This is a genomic window from Cryobacterium tepidiphilum, assembly GCF_003716325.1.
GTDB lineage: Bacteria > Actinomycetota > Actinomycetes > Actinomycetales > Microbacteriaceae > Cryobacterium > Cryobacterium tepidiphilum.
The window spans coordinates 153750-171850 of record NZ_RDSR01000002.1; the positions used below are offsets into that span (position 1 = coordinate 153750).

Consider the following 18101-nt stretch of genomic DNA (forward strand, 5'->3'; position numbering starts at 1 on the left):
GGTCGGGGTGACCGGTCAGGCCACCGCGTGGTGCGTCTCGCTCGCGGCCAGGCGCGAGGCCGCTTTCGCCCCCAGGCTGCTGCGGATGTGACGCAGCATGAGTTCCTGTACGCCCTCCCGGTCACCGGCGGTGACAGCGGCGAACAGCTCCCGGTGCTCGTTGGCCTTGCGGTCGCGCTCGGGCTGCTGGCGTCGTTCCTCGAGGCCGACCAGCCGATAGCGGTCGGCCTTGTCCCACAATCCGTCGAGGGTGGCGATCAGCAGATCGTTGTGCGACGCGCAGTAGACGGCGCGGTGGAAGCGCCGGTGGGCCACGAGGTCGACGACCGCGGGCTGGTTCGGCAGCGGCTCCAGCTCGGACAGCGCAGCTCGCATCTCGGCGATGTCGTCCTTGGTGCGGCGCTCGGCGGCGAGGCCAGCGGCGAGCGGGTCGAGGGCGCGGCGGATCTCGAGGAGGTCACGGGCCTCCTCGGCCGAGAGGTCGGTGACCCGGGCGTCGCGGTGGGCGTCCAGCTCGACGAGGCCTTCGGACTTCAGCCGCCGCAGCGACTCCCGAAGCGGGGTGGTGCTGATGCCGAGCTCGGCCGCCAGCGCCGCCTGGTTCAGCACCGTGCCGGGTGGGTACACGCCGGTGACGATCCGGCCCCGCACTTCGGCGTACGCGAAGTCGCTCTTCGTCGAGTAACGATCGACCTGTGCATCCATGCTTGCCTCCGACCCACATCCTATGGCAGGTTATTGGTTATAACGAGGGGCACGCCAGATCACTGACGAGCGCTCAGGGCTCCCGTTACAAAACCGAGACAGACGTGATTTTCGCTGGTCGATCGGTATTTCTAACCCGTGCGACACGGGTGGTCGGTTTACAAAACGACCGAAACATTGACATCGACGGCTATAACCTCAAGCATGATCCCAGCACCACAGTGCCATTCATCACACAAAGGAGTGATTCAATGAACGGAAATTCCCTGGGACGCGGCTCGCGCCGGCGCATGCTCGCCGGCTTCGCCGCCCTGACCGCCGTGGCAACGGTGACCGCCCTCGCCGGCTGCAGTGGCAGCACCGGCCCCGGCGACGCCGGAGGCGGCGACCAGCCGTCCGCAGCAGCTGCCGGTGACTTCCCCAGCTATTACCCCGCCGACTACCAGAGCATCGTCGATGGCGCGAAGAAGGAGGGCGGCGACCTCGTCATCTACTCCAACACCGACCAGGAGAACTGGGCGCCGATCTTCCGCGACTTCCAGAAGAAGTACCCCTTCGTGAAGATTTCGGCAAACAACCTGGAGAGCGACGAGGTGTTCCAGCGCCAGCTCAGCGAGATGGCGACCGGCAATGCCCCCGCCGACCTGCTGGTGTCCAACGCCACCCAGGGCTGGGCGGAGTACGCCTCGAAGCCTGACACCACGATGGCGTATGAGTCGCCGGAACTGAGCAAGCTGCCGGACTTCGTGACCCTGCTGCCCAATGTCTACGCGATGAGCATGGACCCGATCGGCATGCTCTACAACACGGCCGTCATCGACAAGGAACTGACGAGCATCAAGGACCTCGCCGACTACGTGCAGGCCAACAAAGACAAGATGAAGAACAAGGTCACCACGCGTGACGTCTCCGGAGCCTTTGGCTTCAGCGTCTCCAAGGCGTGGGCGGACAACGCCACGGACAGCTGGGACACGCTGGCCAAGGTCATGCCCTTCGCGCGTGCTGAGACCTCCTCCGGCACCCAGAAGGACAAGATCACGTCCGGTGAGTACGGCGCGGGCTTCCTGATCAGTGGTGCCGTGGGCTTCCCGGCGGAGAAGGACGCCGGCGGCCTGCTCAAGTTCGTGCTCCCGAAGGACGGCACCGACGTCATCGGCCGTGGCATCGCCATCACCCCGAAGGCGCCGCACGTCAACACCGCGAAGCTCTTCGTCGACTTCGTGCTCTCCGAAGACGGCCAGAACGCTGTCGCCGAGGGTGGCCTGGCCTCCTACCGCGACAACGTGAAGCCCGCCGAGGGGCTGCACACCTACCAGGAGGTCGAGGAGAAGGCCGGCAAGGACAACATCATCGTCGTGCCTTACGAGGCCGCCTCCGAGGCCGAGGTCAAGGAATTCACCGACAAGTGGAACGGCCTGCTCGCTAAGTAGCTCGCATCGCGGCTACCTGAAGGAAACACATAATGGCAATTCTGGCTACGGAGCGTCCCGCTCCCGTTCAACAGAGGGCCGTCCTGCCGGCGCCGAAGTACCGCAAGGTCTTCGGCGTCGGCCGGAGCCGGCTCTTCCAATACGTCGTCATCGTGATCCTGGCGCTCTTCGTGATCGCCCCGATCGTGCCGATCCTCTACCAGTCGTTCACCGACCGTCCCCTGTATGAGGCAGGCGGCATCCTCACGGTGCAGAACTACGTGCACCTGTTCACCGACTCCGGCTTCGGCACGGTCATTCTGAACACGGCCATCTTCGCCGTGTCGACGACGGTGCTGACGCTCGTCATCGCCGTCCCCATGGCGGTCCTCGTCGTCCGCACCCGGCTTCCGTTCGGCAAGGTCCTCGGCCTGTCGATGCAGTGGCCGTTCTACATCTCCTCGCTGATCCTGAGTTTCGGCTGGATCACGTTGTACGGGCCCGCCGGGTTCGTCAGCGTCGTCGTGCGCGACGCGATCGGTTTCGTGCCCTGGAACCTGTATTCGCTCGGCGGGATGGCCGTGACGGAGGCAGTCGCCCTGGCTCCGATCGCCTATGTCTTCTGCGCGAACGCCCTCCGCCAGTCCGACGCCTCACTGGAGAGCGCTGCGCAGGTCTGCGGCGCCAAGCCGCTGCGCATCCTGTTCTCGGTCGTGATCCCCATGTTGCGGCCCCCGGTCGTCTACGCGTCGATCCTGACCTTCAGCATGGCGCTGGAGACCCTGAGTGTGCCGCTGCTCTACGGCACGCCGGTGAAGATCGAGGTCTTCTCCACCTTCCTGTACACCAACGGCCTGCAGTCCATCCGTCCCGATTACGGAATCCTGGGAGCGGCGTCCACCATCATCCTGTTCGTGACGATCGCGACCGTGTTCGTGCAGGCCAAGGTGCTGAAGAACTCCCAGCGGTTCATCTCCGTGCGCGGCAAGGCCACCCGGCCCCGCCGGCTGGAGCTCGGCTGGATCCGCTGGGTGGGCGCGGCCGGCATCCTGCTCTACGTGATCTTCGGGGCGACCCTGCCGATCCTCGGCCTGGTGTTCCGTTCGTTCACGCTCATCTTCACGCCCCTGCAGAGCCCGTTCAAGACGCTCACCCTGGCCAACTACGACCGGATCTTCACGTACACCGCCTACATCAACTCGATCGTCAACAGTGTGATCATCGCGGCGGTCGGCGCGGTGCTCATCAGCTGCCTCGCCCTCGCCGCCGTGCTCGTGGCCAAACGATCCAACTTCCGGTTCGCCCGCACCGTGGAGTATCTCGCCCTCGGCCCGCAGGCGATCCCCGGCATCATCGTCGGTATCGGATTCTTCTGGGCGTTCGCGCTGCTGCCGAACGCGCTCGGGGGGCTGTTCCAGGGCGCCCTGGCCGGACTGATCGTCGCCTTCGGCCTGCGCGCGTTGCCGACGGCGTTCGGCTCCATCTCGCCGGCACTCATGCAGATCGCCAATGAACTCGACAACGCCGCACGCACATCCGGTGCCGACTGGCTGGGCGCGTTCATGCGGGTGCTCCGGAGCCTCTTGTTCCCCGCCTTCATGGGCGCGATCATCCTCGTGTTCGTCACGATGATGAAGGAGTACTCCGCCGCCCTGTTCCTGTCGTCCGCGCACACCGGGGTCATCGGCACCACGATGCTCGAGTTGTGGGTGCAGGGAAACTCCGGATCCGTGGCCGCCCTGGCCACCATCCAAATCGCGATCACCGCCGTCTTCGTCGCCGTGGCGAGCCAATTCATGAAGGGACACGCTGATGCCTGAGGTACGCGTCTCACACCTGTTCAAGAAGTTCGGAAACGTCAACGTTCTCAATGACATCGACTTCACCATCAACGAGGGCGAGTTCTTCACGCTGCTGGGCCCCAGCGGATGCGGGAAGTCGACCACCCTCAACTGCATCGCCGGTCTGGAGCAGCCGACTGCGGGGTCGATCGCGGTGGGTGGAACGCCGTTCGTCGACACGGAACGGGGAATCTACGTCCCGACCGAGGAACGCAACCTCGGCATGGTGTTCCAGTCCTACGCCCTCTGGCCGCAGATGACGGTGTCGAAGAACCTCGCGATGCCCCTGTCGATCCGGCGCGCCTCTCGTGGCGACAAGGCCGAGCGCATTCACGACGCACTGGACAAGGTGGGCCTGTCGCACCTGAAGGACCGGTACCCGCACGAGCTGTCCGGCGGACAGCAGCAGCGCGTGGCGCTGGCGCGCGCCCTCGTCTACTCGCCGAGCGTCCTGCTCCTCGACGAGCCGCTGTCCAACCTAGACGCGAAGCTGCGCGAGCAGGCGCGTGCCTGGCTGAAGCGCCTGCAGGAGGACCTCGGCATCACCACGGTCTACGTCACCCACGACCAGGACGAGGCCCTGTCGCTCAGCGACAGGATCGCCGTGATGTTCGAGGGACACATGGCGCAGATCGGCACGCCTAAGGAGATCTACGAACGACCGGCCACCGCTCATGTCGCCGCGTTCGTGGGCAGCTGCAACTTCTTCACCGGCAAGCTCGAAAACCGCAATGGGCGGATCTGCCAGGTGCGCCTCGACAACACCGGCGCCATCGTCACCATCGTGGCCGACGGCGACTTCACCATCGGGCAGGAGGTGACCGTCGCCATCCGCCCGGAGAAGCTGGCGATCACTCCGGAAGCGATCGACGTGGCCGGCGTCAACGTGCTTCACACCGAGGTGCTCACCCGTTCCTACGTCGGATCGCGTTACGAGTACGGCCTGCGCCTCGGGCGCAACGTCGTGCAGGTGGTGTCGGCCGACGGCGGACTGGATGGCGCCGTGCGACTGGTGTTCGACCCCGAAGACGCGCTCCTCTACCCGGGCGTGACCATCCCCTCGCAGGAGGCGCAGGAGCTCATGACGGTTTCCGCGTGACCGAGCCTCGGTACCGCCTGGGCGTCCTCGACGGCGACGGCATCGGACCGGAGATCGTTCCGGCTGCCGTTGCCGTCGTCGACGCCGCGCTCGCCGCAGTCGGCGCCGCACCGGTCGAGTGGGTGGAACTACCGCTCGGCCGGTCGGCCATCGACTCGCACGGCACCCCGGTGCCCGACGAGACGCTCAGTGCGCTCGCTGAGACCGACGGCTGGCTGCTCGGGCCGCACGACAGCGTCTCCTACCCGGAACCGCACAGGTCGCGCCTCAACCCCAGCGGCACCATTCGCAAGCACTTCGACCTGTATGCGAACATCCGCCCGGCCAAGTCCTTCGAGCGCGGGAACGCGATCGTCGAGGGCACGGATCTCGTGATCGCCCGGGAGAACACCGAGGGGTTCTACGCCGACCGCAACACGGTCGCCGGCACCGGCGAGTTCATGCCGACGCCCGACGTCGCCATCGCGCACGGGATCATCACGCGCAAGGCCACCGAGCGCATCGCCCGCACGGCCTTCGAGCTGGCCATGCGGCGGCGCAAGCAGGTCACGATCGTGCACAAGGCGAACGTGCTGCAGCTGACGACCGGGCTGTTCCGGCAGGTCTGCCGCGACGTCGCGGAGGAGTACCCCGAGGTCACGGTGAACGACTTCCACATCGACGCGATGACGGTGCACCTGCTGCGGCGGGCCGATCGCTTCGACGTGCTCGTCACCGAGAACATGTTCGGCGATATCCTCTCCGACCTGGCCGGTGAGATCGCCGGGTCGCTGGGGATCGCCCCGTCGATCAACAACTCCGACACGCAGGCCATGGCTCAGGCGTCCCACGGCTCAGCGCCCGACATCGCCGGCCAGAACCTCGCCAACCCGGTGGCCATGATGCTCTCGAGCGCCATGCTGCTGGACTGGCTCGGTTCGAAGCGGAACGACGAAAAGCTGGTGCGCGCAGCCCAGCTGATGGAGGCCGCCGTCGCAGCCGCCATCCACGGCGGCACCGCTACACGGGACCTCGGCGGTTCGGCATCCACGACCGAGTTCACCGCTGCCGTGATCCACGCGATGCGGGACCAGGCGTGACCACTGGCACCACGAGCGCGGGCATCGTGAGTGCCGAGTCCCTGGTCGGGCTCGGCACCGAGGTGCTCGTCGCGCTCGGGGTGCCGGAGCCCGACGCCCGCCTCGTCAGCGACAGCCTCGTGACCGCCGACCTCTGGGGGCACGCATCCCACGGCATGCTCCGCCTCGGCTGGTACGCAGCCCGACTCCGGAGCGGCGTCATGAACCCGGTCACCCAGACCGCGACCGTGCTCGACCTGGGCGCACTCGCGGTGCTCGACGGCCGTGACGGCATCGGCCAGGTCATCACCGACCAGGCGTGCACGGATGCGACGCGCCGGGCCCGCGAACACGGCGTCGGGGTCGTGGCGGTGCGGAACAGCAACCACTTCGGCACGGCCGCGTACTGGACCAGGCGCATGGCCGAGGCCGGCTTCGTCGGGATTCTCACCACGAACGGCAGCCCCGCGATGGCCCCGTGGGGAGGAACCGAGAAGACCGTCGGCGCGAACCCGTGGTCCATCGCCACTCCGGGCGGCAGCCATCCACCGGTCGTGCTCGACATCGCGAACACGGCGGTCGCCCGCGGCAAGATCTACGCGGCCCTCCAGCGCGGCGAGGAGATCCCCGTCGGCTGGGCGATCGACCGGGACGGCCGGCCGACGACCGACCCCAGCGCGGCGATCGACGGCATCCTGCTCCCCGTCGGGGGCCACAAGGGCTACGGCATCTCGTTCATGATGGACGTGCTGTCGGGTGTGCTCACCGGCAGCTCCTACGCAACGGATGTCGTCGGCCCGTACGTGCCCGACCAGCCCAGCGGCTGCGGCCACCTCGTCATCGCGCTCGACATCGACGCCATGCTGGGCGCCGAGCTGTTCGCCGCCCGCATCGACGACCTCATCGAATCCACCAAGGCGGTGCCGCTCGCGGCCGGCGCGACCGAGATCTTCTACCCCGGCGAACCGGAGAGCCGGGCCGAGGCCGCCGGACGCCGAAGCGGCGTGAGCCTGCCCGCGAAGACCATCGACGAACTGCGCGCCCTCGCCGCGGACTGCGGTGTGACCTTCAACCTGCACCCGACGGATGGCCGCTGAGTGTTCACCGTCATCGTCACGCTCGACGTCATCCCCGACCGCATCGACGAGTTCCTCGACGGGCTGCACCGGAACGCCCGGGCGACCCTCGCCGACGAGCCGGGCTGCCTCCGGTTCGACGTCCACCGCGTCGCCGACGCGCCCGGCCGCTTCATGCTCTACGAGCTGTACGCCTCCGAGCGCGCCTTCTACGACGAGCACCGGGCGGCGCCGCACTATGCCGCCTGGCGTGCCGTCGCCGATCGGTGCGTCGTGCCCGGCAGCCACGTCAACACCTTCGCCACACCGGCCTTCCCGGAGGACATCCCGGAGAACGCCCCGAGAACGGACGGCAATGCCTGACCTGCACCACCTGACAGCGGCATCCGCTCCCCTCGACAGCTTCGGGACCATCGGCACCCTCGCCGTCGACGGCCGCACGTATCGCCTCGCCCGCCTGGCGGGCGTCGCCCCCGACCGGCTGCCGTACACGATCCGCATCCTGCTCGAGAACCTGCTGCGCAACGAAGACGGCGTCACCGTCGACCGGGCACAGATCGAGGCCCTGCTCGACTGGGGCTCGCCCGAGGCCTTCGCCACGCCGATCGCCCTCACCCCCGGCCGCGCCTTCCTGCACGACACGAACGGCGTGCCCGCCCTGGCGGACCTCGCCTCGATGCGCGACGCGATGCGTGCGATCGGCGGCGATCCCGCCGACGTGAACCCGCGCATCCGCTCGGAGCTCGTCATCGACCACTCGGTCGTCGCCGACTTCTTCGGCTCCGCGGACGCCGCCGAACGCAACGGCCGGATCGAATACGAGCGCAACGCCGAACGCTACCGCTTTCTCCGCTGGGGCCAGCAGTCGCTGCGGAACTTCCAGGTCGTGCCACCGGGCACCGGCATCATGCACCAGGTGAACGTCGAATACCTCGCCCACGTGATCGACGCCGACAACGGATGGCTGCGCCCCGACGTGTGCCTCGGCACCGACTCGCACACCACCATGGTCAACGGCCTCGGCGTGCTGGGCTGGGGCATCGGCGGCATCGAGGCGGAAGCGGCCATGCTGGGCGAGACCGTCGACATGCTCATTCCGCGCGTCGTCGGGTTCCGCCTCACCGGGACCCTTCCCGAGGGGGCGACCGCGACCGACCTGGTGCTCACCATCACCGAGCTGCTGCGTGCGCACGGGGTGGTCGGCGCGTTCGTCGAGTTCCACGGCGACGGCGTCGGCCGGGTGAGCGTTCCCGACCGGCTGACCATCGCCAACATGAGCCCCGAGTTCGGCTCGACCTGCGCGTACTTTCCCATCGACGACGAGACACTGCGGTACCTGCGCTTCACGGGCCGGAGCGCGGAGCAGGTCGCGATCGTCGAGGCGTACGCCCGCGAGCAGGGACTCTGGCACCGGCCGGAGCACGCGGCGGACTACACCGAGCGGATCGAGCTGGACCTCGCGACCGTGCGCCCGTCGCTCGCGGGACCGCGCCGCCCGCAGGACCGCGTGCCGCTGGCCGACGCGAAGCCCAGGTTCGCGGCCGAGCTCGTGTCGGCGCTGGGAGCGGGCGCCGACCCGGCGTTCGTCGTGCCGGTCACCCTCGACGGTGACCGGCACGAGTTGGGCCATGGTGCCGTCGCCATCGCGGCCATCACCTCCTGCACCAACACCTCGAACCCCTCGGTCATGGTCGCCGCCGGCCTGCTCGCACGCAACGCCGCCCGCCTCGGGCTCCGCAGCAAGCCTTGGGTCAAGACCACGCTGTCGCCGGGCTCCCGGGTCGTCACCGACTACCTCGACACGGCTGGGCTGACCGCGCCGCTCGAGCAGCTCGGGTTCCACCTCGCCGGATACGGGTGCATGACCTGCATCGGCGCCTCGGGCCCGCTCATCCCCGAGGTCGAGGAGGCCGTGCGCGAGCACGGCCTGAGCGTGGTCTCGGTGCTCTCCGGCAACCGCAACTTCGACGGCAGGATCAATCCCGACGCGCGGATGAACTACCTCGCGTCGCCGCCGCTCGTCGTCGCCTACGCGGTCGCCGGCACCATGGACATCGACCTGTACGCCGATCCGCTGGGGCAGGCGCGCGACGGCAGCGACGTGTACCTCCGCGACCTCTGGCCGTCGTCCGGCGAGATCAGCGAGGTGATCGAGTCGTGCCTCGGGCCGGAGATGTTCGAGCGCACCTACCGCGACGTCTTCACCGGCGACGACCGGTGGCGGTCCATCGACGCCCCCTCGGGCGCCACCTTCGAGTGGGACGAGGACAGCACCTATCTCCGCCGGCCGCCCTACTTCGACGGCATGGGCGTCGAGCCGGAACCCGTGACCGATATCGAGGGCGCGCGCGTTCTCGTCTACCTCGGCGACACCGTGACCACCGACCATGTCTCACCCGCCGGCGCCATCCCCGCCGCATCCGTCGCGGGCGAGTACCTCGCGGCGCGCGGGGTGGAGCGGTTCCAGCTGAACACCTACGCCTCCCGGCGCGGCAACCACGAGGTCATGATGCGGGGCACGTTCGCCAACGTGCGGCTGCAGAACCGCCTGGTGCCGGGCGTGGAGGGCGGGTACACCCTCGACTTCGCCGCGGACGGCGAGATGACGAGCATTTACGACGCGGCGATGGCGTCCCGCGCCGCCGGCACCCCGCTCGTCGTCCTCGGCGGCCAGCTCTACGGCAGCGGGTCGTCGCGCGACTGGGCGGCGAAAGGACCGGCCCTCCTCGGGGTGCGGGCCGTCATCGCGCAGTCGTTCGAACGCATCCACCGCTCCAACCTCATCGGCATGGGCGTGCTGCCGCTGGAATTCCTCCCCGGCGAGGGCGCGGAGAGCCTCGGCCTCACCGGCAGCGAGGTGTTCCACATCCGCGGTCTCGGCGGGATCGGCCACGACACTCAGCGGCCAACGGCGACCGTCGCGGCGGGCGGCACCGAGTTCACCGTCACCGTTCGGCTCGACACGCCCCGGGAACGCGAGATCTACCGCCACGGTGGCATCATGAAGTTCGTGCTCCGTCGACTGCAACACCAGGCCGCGGCGACCAGGTGAGCCCCGGGGGCCGGCGGGCGATCACCCTGGTTCTCGGGCACGCTGTCCTGATCCAGGCCATCACCTTCGCCATGCGGCCGACCCTGTCGTACGCGGTGCTCGCCACCGGCGGTGAGGCGGCGCTGCTCGGCGTCGTCTCGGCGGCGTTCGCGGTCCCCGCCCTCATCCTCGCGCTGCCGGTCGGGCACGCCACCGACCGCATCGGCGAACGCACCTCGATGGTCATCGGCGGCGGATGCCTCGTGGTGGCCGCCCTGCTCGCCGCCTTCGCCCGTGGTTCACTGGTGGCCCTGTTCGCGGCCACCGTGCTCCTCGGCATCGGCCACCTGTTCTCGGTCGTGGGCGAACAGTCCATCATGGCCAGCAGCACCGGACGCGGGAGCTTCGACTCCCGCTTCGGCCTGTACACGTTCGCGGGGTCGCTCGGCCAGACTCTCGGCCCCCTGCTGCTCGCCCTGCCCGGCGGCACGGCCGCGACGCCGCCCCTCGACCTCATCTTCTTCGCGTGCGCGGTCATCGCCGCCGTGATCCTCGTCGTGTCCGTCATGGTGCGCAGCTCCGAGCGATTGGCCGGCGGCGCCCGCCCGGGCATGCTCGCCACGGCCCGGGGCCTGCTTCGCACCCGCGGTCTTCCCCGCGCGCTCCTCGCCAGCAGCATCGTGCTGGCATCCGTCGACCTGTTCATCGCTTACCTGCCCGCCCTCGGTCATGAGCGGGCCATGGCGGCGGCGGTGGTCAGTGCCATGCTCGTAGCGCGGTCGATGTTCTCGATGTTCTCGCGGCTCTTCCTCGGCCGGATGGTGCGACTCCTCGGCCGCAAGGTGCTCATGGTGTGGACCATCGCCGCGTCGGCCGTGGCGCTCGGCGCCCTCGCGCTCCCGCTTCCCGTCGCCTGGCTGCTCGTGCTCTCGGCCGTGTACGGGTTCGCGATCGGCACCTGCCAGCCGATCACGATGTCGTGGATCTCGGAGCTCGCGCCGCCGGGAACACGCGGGCTGGCGATGTCGCTCCGGCTGGCGTCGAACCGGCTGGGCCAGACCGCGCTGCCGGCGGCCCTCGGTGTCTTCGCCTCGGCGACGGGCGCGGCCGGGGTCCTGGTGGCCTCCGCGGTCGTGCTCGTGGGCGCGGCCTGGTCGAGCGCGGCGGTGGGCAATTCTGAAGGTGTCAGCGGTGCGGCAGAATAGGCCTGTGGGCCGGTCGATGTCGTTACGGGTACAGCTGTTGCTGCTGCAACTCGCGATCGTGCTCGTGACCGTGCTCGGCACCGGCATCGTCGCCAGCGCGCTGCAGGAGCAGCAGCTCCGCGACGCGTACCGCGACCGGATGATCGGGGTCGCCCAGTCGGCCGCCTCCCTGCCCGCCATCGTCGACGCCTTCGACGACGCCGACCCGAGCGCCACCATCCAGCCCATCGCGGAACTGCTGCGGAAGGCGTCGGACGTCACCTACGTGGTCGTGACGAATGCCGAGGGCATCCGCTATTCGCACCCCGACCCCGACCGCATCGGCGAGCACGTCTCCACCGACCCGTCGCTGCCTTTGTCGGGCAAGACCTACGTGGGGACGCAGACCGGAACCCTGGGTGCGTCGTGGCGGGTGAAGGTGCCCATCTTCAACCACGGGGGCGCCGTGATGGGGCTCGTCTCCGTCGGCATCCTCGAGTCCGACCTACGCAGCGACTACCTCGGAAACTCCACCCTGCTCTTCCTCACCATCGCCATCGCGGCCGTGCTGGGCGTCATCGGCGCGGCCGGGGTGACCTCGCTGATCCGGCGGCGCATCTACGGGCTGGAGCCCGAGCAGATCGCCGGGCTGCTCGAAGAGCGCGAGGCGATCCTGCACGGCGTGCGCGAAGGCGTCGTTGCCGTCGACGACCGCGGTCACGTGACGCTCATCAACGACGCGGCGGCCCGGCTGTTGGGCATGGACGACAGCGCCGGCCTCATCGGCCGCCCGGCCGCCGAGGTGCTCGATGCCGACCTCGTGCAGGTGCTGGCCGACGTCGAGGCCGAACAACGCCTGGTGCTCTCCGGGGAGCGGGTGCTCGTGGTGCGCCGGGACAGCGCGGAGATCGACGGCAGCACGATCGGGGCGATCCTGATCCTCCGCGACAACACGGAACTGCACACGCTGCTGCGCGACCTCGACGGCGCCCAGGGCCTGGCCGACGGCCTGCGCTCGCAGGCGCACGGTTTCGCGAACAAGCTGCACGTGATCTCGGGACTGCTCGAGCTCGGGCACGTCGACGAGGCCGTCGCCTTCATCGCCCACGAGGGAAGCGGGGGGACCCTCGCCGACGTCACCGGTTCGACCGGTATCCGCGACCTCGAGGTCGGCGCACTGCTGCTCGTGAAACAGGCGCACGCCAAGGAACTCGGCATCATCGTGTCGATCGATCCCGAATCCCAGCTTCCGGCGCTCGGCACCGACCCGGTGTCGGAACGACTGCGCGACGACCTGCTGACCGTCCTCGGCAACCTCCTCGACAACTCCGTGGAGGCCTGCGCGTACGGCGGGCACGTGTCCGTGTCGGTTGCGGAGGCCACGGCGCCGGCGGGCGGCAGCGAGGTGACGGTGACGGTGGAGGACGACGGCGTCGGAATCCCCGCGGAACTCCGCGACCGCGTCTTCACCGCCGGCTTCTCCTCGAAGGCCACCCTTCCCGGGCAGCTGTCGACCGGGCGGGGGATCGGCCTCACCCTGGTCAAGCGCATTGCGCAGCGGCACGGCGGCAGCGTGGAGATCGACAGTGACCGGAACGCGGGCAACGGCGCGCGCATCGTGGTGAGGGTGCCCGCCGGGAGGCAGCTGTGACCGGCCGGCTGAGGGCGCTGATCGTCGACGATGACGTTGCGGTGGCCCGCATCCACCAGCGGTTCGTGGCCGAGCACCCGAGCTTCACGGTCGTCGGCGTCGCGCACAGCGGGGCATCCGCTTTGGAACAGATCGAACGGCTGAAACCCGACGTCGTGCTGCTCGACGTGTACCTGCCCGACTTCTCCGGCCTCGAAGTGCTCAGCCGCATGCGCCTCGAGCATGGCCGGCATGTGGAGGTCATCGCGGTGACCGCCGCCCGCGATCTCACGAGCGTGCGCGAGGCCCGCGCCAACGGCGTGCGCCACTACCTCGTGAAGCCGTTCACGGCGACGTCGCTGCGGGAGCGGCTCGACGAGGTGGAACGCCACCACGCGACGCTACGGCGCACGGCCCGGGGCGAGCCCCTCGACCAGCGCACCGTGGACCAGATCATCGCCAGCACCGCCACCACGCCGTCGCTGCCGCCGAAGGGGCTCTCCCAGCCCACCCTCGAGCGCGTCGCGACGGTGCTGCGGGAGGCGGGGGCCGATCTTTCGGCCAGCGAGATCGCCGAACGCATCGGCATGTCGAGGGTGGGCGCCCGCCGCTACCTCGAGCACCTCGTGGGCCGGGGCCTCGCATCGGTCGAACCGCGGTACGGCGCCACCGGGCGCCCCGAGAACCGCTATCGCGTCGCGCCCTGACCGTCGCATTCACAAATCACGGCCGGAGCCGATAGGTTGCGTATGTGAAGCTCCATGATGTGCGCGTGCACCGCAGCGACGAAAACCTCTCCCGTGAGAACCAGCTGGCCTGGAAACTGGCGGAGGTGGCCGGTGATCCGGTGGAGGTCGGATCCGATGTCACCGAGATGATCATCAACCGGGTCATCGACAACGCATCGGTGGCCGCAGCCTCCCTGACGCGTGGCCCGGTCGTCTCTGCCCGGGCGCAGGCCCTCTCGCACCCGCGGTCGACCGGGGGCGACGGCGCCAACGTCTTCGGCATCGACCCCGCCATCCGCGTCTCGCCGGAGTGGGCGGCGTGGGCCAACGGCGTCGCCGTGCGGGAGCTCGACTACCACGACACCTTCCTCGCCGCCGAGTACTCGCACCCGGGCGACAACATCCCGCCGATCACGGCGGTGGCGCAGCACCTCGCCGCCGAGCGCGGGCTCACCGGGCGCGATCTCGTGCGCGGCATCGCCACCGGGTATGAGGTGCAGATCGACCTCGTCACCGCGATCAGCCTCCACCGGCACAAGATCGACCATGTCGCCCACCTCGGCCCCTCCGCGGCGGCCGGCATAGGCACCCTCCTCGGCCTCGACACCGAGACCATCTTCCAGTCCATCGGGCAGGCCCTGCACACCACCACGGCCACCCGCCAGTCCCGCAAGGGCGAGATCTCCAGCTGGAAGGCGCACGCGCCGGCCTTCGCCGGCAAGATGGCGGTGGAGGCCGTGGACCGGGCGATGCGCGGGCAGACCAGTCCCACGCCCATCTACGAGGGCGAGGACGGGGTCATCGCCTGGCTGCTGGACGGCCCGCAAGGCGCGTACGAGGTGCCGCTGCCGGAGCGCGGGGAGGCCAAGCGGGCGATCCTGGACAGCTACACGAAGGAGCACTCCGCGGAGTACCAGGCGCAGGCGTGGATCGACCTCGCCCGGAAGCTGGGCCGCGAGCACCCGGAGCTCCTCGAGGCCGGCGCGATCGCATCCGTTGTCATCCACACCTCGCACCACACCCACTACGTCATCGGTTCCGGGGCGAACGACCCGCAGAAGTACGACCCGACGGCGTCGCGGGAGACGCTCGACCACTCCATTCCCTACATCTTCACGGTGGCGCTGCAGGACGGCGCCTGGGACCACCAGGCTTCGTACGCGCCGGAGCGGGCCGCCCGGCCCGACACCGTGGCGCTCTGGCGGTCGATCACGACCGTCGAGGACCCGGAGTGGACCCGCCGATACCACTCGCTCGACATGAGCGAGAAGGCGTTCGGCGGGCGCGTGGTCATCACGCTCACCGACGGCCGCACCGTGACCGATGAGATTGCCGTGGCCGACGCGCATCCGCTGGGCGCCAGGCCCTTCGCGCGGGAGCAGTACATCGACAAGTTCCGCCGGCTGGCCGGCGAGGTGCTGGAGCCCGACGAGATCGAGCGCTTCCTGGAGCTGGCCCAGCGCCTGCCGGAGCTCGGCTCCCACGAGCTCGGCGCCCTGACGATCGACGCCCGGCCGGACCTGCTGCGGTCCGTACCCCTTCCGAAAGGACTGTTCTGATGCAGGAGCAAGAGATCTACAAGGGCCTCGTCGGGGTTCCCGTCGACTACACCGCCATCTCGCAGGTGAACTCGGAGACGAACTCCCTGCTCTACCGCGGCTACCCGGTGCAGGAGCTGGCGAAGCACTGCAGCTTCGAGGAGGTGGCGCTGCTGCTCTGGGACGGCGAGCTGCCCTCGAAGGACGAGCTCGAGGCGTTCTCCAAGCAGGAGCGGTCGCAGCGGGCACTCGACCCCAATGTGCGCCGCGCGATCGACGACCTGCCGCTCACGACGCATCCGATGGACGTCTGCCGCACCGCGGTCAGCATCATCGGCGCCAACGACCCGGATGCCGAGGACAACGCCCCCGAGCAGAACCTGCGCAAGGCCAAGCACCTGTTCGCGCAGCTGCCCGCCGTGGTCGCCTATGACCAGCGCCGCCGCCACGACCAGCCGCTCATCGAACCGCGCGACGACCTCGACTACGCACGCAACCTCCTCTACATGACCTTCGGCGAGGTTCCCGGCGACGCCGTCGTCGACGCCTTCCGGGTTTCGCTCATCCTGTACGCGGAGCACTCGTTCAACGCGTCGACGTTCACCGCGCGCGTCATCGCCTCCACCCTCTCCGACCTCTACTCGTCGGTGACCGGTGCCATCGGTGCGCTGAAGGGCGCGCTCCACGGCGGCGCGAACGAAGCGGTCATGCACACCTTCGACGAGATCGGCAGCGCCGACAAGGCCGACGCGTGGCTCGACGACGCGCTCGCGAACAAGCGCAAGATCATGGGCTTCGGGCACCGCGTGTACAAGAACGGCGACTCGCGCGTTCCCACCATGCGCGCGGCGATGCAGACGGTGTTGGAGCAGGCCGGCCGGCAGGACCTCATCGAGCTCTACGAGGCGCTCGAGACCGGGATGCAGGAACGCAAGAACATCAAGCCGAACGTCGACTATCCGACGGGGCCGACCTACCACGTCATGGGGTTCGACACCGAGACGTTCACGCCGTTGTTCGTGGCGAGCCGCGTCGTCGGCTGGAGCGCCCACGTCATGGAGCAGCTCGCGTCCAACGCGCTCATCCGCCCGCTGTCGGTCTACAACGGGCCCGCCCAGCGCTCCGTCCCCGCGCATTCCGTCGCGTGAGGGGTCACCTTTACCTAGTTGACGCGCGTTCGAACTAGGAAAAGCTGTCCCCTCACGGGGGCTCTGTGGACGCCCGCCTCCGGAAGGCGACCATGTTCATCCGGTTGCCACAGCGGATGCTGCAGAATCGCTTGGACCCGTTGCGTGACAGGTCCAGGAGCAGGCCGTCGCAGTCATCCGCGCCGCACCGGCGGAGGCGCCCGGTCTCGGCCGTGCGGATGACGTCGACGAGGGCCAGCGCGACTTCGACCCGGATGCGTTCGGCCAGCGGCGCCGAGAGGTCGGTGGCGTGCAGGTGCCAGTCGAAGTCGTCGTGGCGCACCAGGCGAGGGAGCGCGTGTGCCTCCGCCAGCATGGCGTTGACCGCCTCGGCGGCGTCGTCGCGGCCGAGCGCCCAGATCGTGCGGATGCGCCCCCGCGTCTCCCGCACATCCGCCAGCTCGGCCTCATCCCGGTCGAAGCGCCCTGAGTACCGGTGTTGCGTGAGAAGGGCGGTCAACTGGGCAGGCGAAGCCAGCTCATCGACCCCGCTGCGGGAGGCTCCGGCGACGGTGTTGGCAAGGGCGACGGCGAACTCCAGGGCGTCCTCCGCGTCAGGGGCAAAATGCAAATTGACTCCTTACTCTTCACGAGACTAGCGTCAGCTTCAGAACATCGCCAGCTTGTCCCAGCAGGGGTCCTCATGAAGCGCTCATCCACATCCGTCGGTCTCGTCATCGCTGTCGTCGCCGCAGCGGCCTTCGGCGCGTCGGGCGCGTTCGTGAAGCCGCTGCTTGAGGCGGGGTGGAGTCCGGCCGGCGCCGTCACGGTGCGCGCGTTCATCGGCGGATTCGTGCTCGCGCCGTTCGCGATCGTCGCCATCCGTGGCCGTTGGTCGGCGCTCTGGCGGGCGCGTTGGCGGGTGCTGGCCATGGCGTTCATTGGCGTCGCCGGCACCCAGCTCGCCTACTTCGCCGCGGTCCAGCGCATTCCGGTGGGCACGGCCATCCTCATGGAATACATGGCGCCGCTGCTGCTGGTCGGTGTCGCCTGGGTGCGCACGCGACGGATGCCGAAGGCCGTCGTTCTCATCGGTTCGGTGATCGCTTTGGCCGGGCTGGTTCTCGTCGTCTCGCCGGGTGGGGGCGCGGGCAGTTTCGATTCCCTCGGGCTCGTCTTCGCCATCGCGTCGATGGTCGGCTGCGCCATCTACTACCTGGTCGCCGCGAGGCCGAGCGACGGACTGCCGCCGGTCGCGCTGGCGGCGTTCGGCCTGCTCATCGGTGGTGTGGTGCTTGGGCTCGTGGGACTGACCGGCCTGGTCCCGTTCACGGCGACGTTCCGTGAGGTGCAGCTGTTCGGTGGACCCGTGCCGTGGTGGATACCGTTGCTGGTCGTGGGCGTCGTCGCGACCGCCATCGCCTACGCCACGAGCATCACGGCGAGCGAGATGCTCGGCTCCCGCCTGGCGTCGTTCGCCGGGCTGCTCGAGGTCGTCGCCGCGACGTTCTATGCGTGGCTGCTCCTCGGCGAGGAGCTCACCATCCCGCAGCTGATCGGGGGCGTGCTGATCCTCGCCGGGATCGCCTTCGTGCGGTCGGAGCGCGCCGAGGCCGCGATCGCGCTCGAGCCGGGATCCGTCACCCGGCAGGCGTCCCTGCCCGACGCCGCGTGA

At 69.1% G+C, this 18101-nt stretch carries 15 protein-coding genes; 13 read left to right on the plus strand and 2 right to left on the minus strand.

The window, feature by feature from the left end:
- Positions 1 to 15: 15 nt before the first annotated feature.
- Positions 16 to 705: a GntR family transcriptional regulator gene (locus EEJ31_RS02130; RefSeq protein WP_123044637.1), complete on the minus strand. Its 690-nt coding sequence runs from the start codon at positions 703 to 705 to the stop codon at positions 16 to 18.
- A 251-nt stretch (positions 706 to 956) separates the two neighbouring features.
- On the opposite strand from EEJ31_RS02130, the gene EEJ31_RS02135 reads away from it, so the two are divergent.
- Genes EEJ31_RS02135 through EEJ31_RS02190 form a run of 12 tightly spaced genes read left to right on the plus strand, consistent with a single transcriptional unit; the run spans position 957 to position 16447 of the window.
- Positions 957 to 2135 carry an ABC transporter substrate-binding protein gene (locus EEJ31_RS02135; RefSeq protein WP_123044638.1) on the plus strand — a complete coding sequence of 393 codons (1179 nt, stop codon included), beginning with the start codon at positions 957 to 959 and terminating at the stop codon, positions 2133 to 2135.
- Between the two features lie 32 nt (positions 2136 to 2167).
- Positions 2168 to 3934 carry an ABC transporter permease gene (locus EEJ31_RS02140; protein ID WP_123044639.1) on the plus strand — a complete coding sequence of 589 codons (1767 nt, stop codon included), beginning with the start codon at positions 2168 to 2170 and terminating at the stop codon, positions 3932 to 3934.
- Positions 3927 to 5054, plus strand: coding sequence for an ABC transporter ATP-binding protein (locus EEJ31_RS02145; RefSeq protein ID WP_123044640.1), 1128 nt, complete (start codon positions 3927 to 3929; stop codon positions 5052 to 5054). Before EEJ31_RS02140 ends, EEJ31_RS02145 begins: the two co-directional genes overlap by 8 nt.
- Positions 5051 to 6133, plus strand: coding sequence for an isocitrate/isopropylmalate dehydrogenase family protein (locus tag EEJ31_RS02150; RefSeq protein WP_123044641.1), 1083 nt, complete (start codon positions 5051 to 5053; stop codon positions 6131 to 6133). The genes EEJ31_RS02145 and EEJ31_RS02150 overlap by 4 nt, the downstream gene beginning before the upstream one ends.
- Positions 6130 to 7209: an Ldh family oxidoreductase gene (locus EEJ31_RS02155; RefSeq protein ID WP_123044642.1), complete on the plus strand. Its 1080-nt coding sequence runs from the start codon at positions 6130 to 6132 to the stop codon at positions 7207 to 7209. The genes EEJ31_RS02150 and EEJ31_RS02155 overlap by 4 nt, the downstream gene beginning before the upstream one ends.
- Positions 7210 to 7551 (plus strand): putative quinol monooxygenase, encoded by a 342-nt coding sequence (locus EEJ31_RS02160; RefSeq protein WP_123044643.1) that lies wholly within the window; start codon positions 7210 to 7212, stop codon positions 7549 to 7551.
- The gene (gene acnA, locus EEJ31_RS02165) at positions 7544 to 10240 is read left to right on the plus strand and encodes an aconitate hydratase AcnA (protein WP_123044644.1); all 2697 of its coding nucleotides are present in this window, start codon (positions 7544 to 7546) and stop codon (positions 10238 to 10240) included. Before EEJ31_RS02160 ends, acnA begins: the two co-directional genes overlap by 8 nt.
- On the plus strand, positions 10237 to 11424 hold the full coding sequence (locus EEJ31_RS02170) for an MFS transporter (protein WP_123044645.1): 1188 nt from the start codon (positions 10237 to 10239) through the stop codon (positions 11422 to 11424). Before acnA ends, EEJ31_RS02170 begins: the two co-directional genes overlap by 4 nt.
- A 4-nt stretch (positions 11425 to 11428) precedes the next feature.
- The gene (locus tag EEJ31_RS02175) at positions 11429 to 13054 is read left to right on the plus strand and encodes an ATP-binding protein (protein WP_233563682.1); all 1626 of its coding nucleotides are present in this window, start codon (positions 11429 to 11431) and stop codon (positions 13052 to 13054) included.
- Complete coding sequence (locus tag EEJ31_RS02180; RefSeq protein WP_123044646.1) at positions 13051 to 13740, plus strand: response regulator; 690 nt, start codon at positions 13051 to 13053, stop codon at positions 13738 to 13740. The genes EEJ31_RS02175 and EEJ31_RS02180 overlap by 4 nt, the downstream gene beginning before the upstream one ends.
- A 44-nt stretch (positions 13741 to 13784) precedes the next feature.
- Entirely contained in the window at positions 13785 to 15320 is a 1536-nt protein-coding gene (locus tag EEJ31_RS02185) for an MmgE/PrpD family protein (RefSeq protein WP_123044647.1), read from the plus strand.
- Entirely contained in the window at positions 15320 to 16447 is a 1128-nt protein-coding gene (locus tag EEJ31_RS02190; protein WP_123044648.1) for a bifunctional 2-methylcitrate synthase/citrate synthase, read from the plus strand. Before EEJ31_RS02185 ends, EEJ31_RS02190 begins: the two co-directional genes overlap by 1 nt.
- A gap of 52 nt (positions 16448 to 16499) precedes the next feature.
- Here EEJ31_RS02190 and EEJ31_RS02195 read toward each other — a convergent pair whose 3' ends face one another.
- Positions 16500 to 17057, minus strand: coding sequence for a CGNR zinc finger domain-containing protein (locus EEJ31_RS02195; protein WP_123044649.1), 558 nt, complete (start codon positions 17055 to 17057; stop codon positions 16500 to 16502).
- Positions 17058 to 17129: 72 nt separating this feature from the next.
- Here EEJ31_RS02195 and EEJ31_RS02200 point away from each other — a divergent pair, with 72 nt between their 5' ends.
- Positions 17130 to 18101 (plus strand): EamA family transporter, encoded by a 972-nt coding sequence (locus EEJ31_RS02200; protein ID WP_123044650.1) that lies wholly within the window; start codon positions 17130 to 17132, stop codon positions 18099 to 18101.

Bases quoted from the DNA above. Each gene is read 5' to 3' on its own strand.
- EEJ31_RS02130 (WP_123044637.1), bottom strand. From the start codon at position 705: ATGGATGCACAGGTCGATCGTTACTCGACGAAGAGCGACTTCGCGTAC.
- EEJ31_RS02135 (WP_123044638.1), top strand. From the start codon at position 957: ATGAACGGAAATTCCCTGGGACGCGGCTCGCGCCGGCGCATGCTCGCC.
- EEJ31_RS02140 (WP_123044639.1), top strand. From the start codon at position 2,168: ATGGCAATTCTGGCTACGGAGCGTCCCGCTCCCGTTCAACAGAGGGCC.
- EEJ31_RS02145 (WP_123044640.1), top strand. From the start codon at position 3,927: ATGCCTGAGGTACGCGTCTCACACCTGTTCAAGAAGTTCGGAAACGTC.
- acnA (WP_123044644.1), top strand. From the start codon at position 7,544: ATGCCTGACCTGCACCACCTGACAGCGGCATCCGCTCCCCTCGACAGC.
- EEJ31_RS02190 (WP_123044648.1), top strand. From the start codon at position 15,320: ATGCAGGAGCAAGAGATCTACAAGGGCCTCGTCGGGGTTCCCGTCGAC.
- EEJ31_RS02200 (WP_123044650.1), top strand. From the start codon at position 17,130: ATGAAGCGCTCATCCACATCCGTCGGTCTCGTCATCGCTGTCGTCGCC.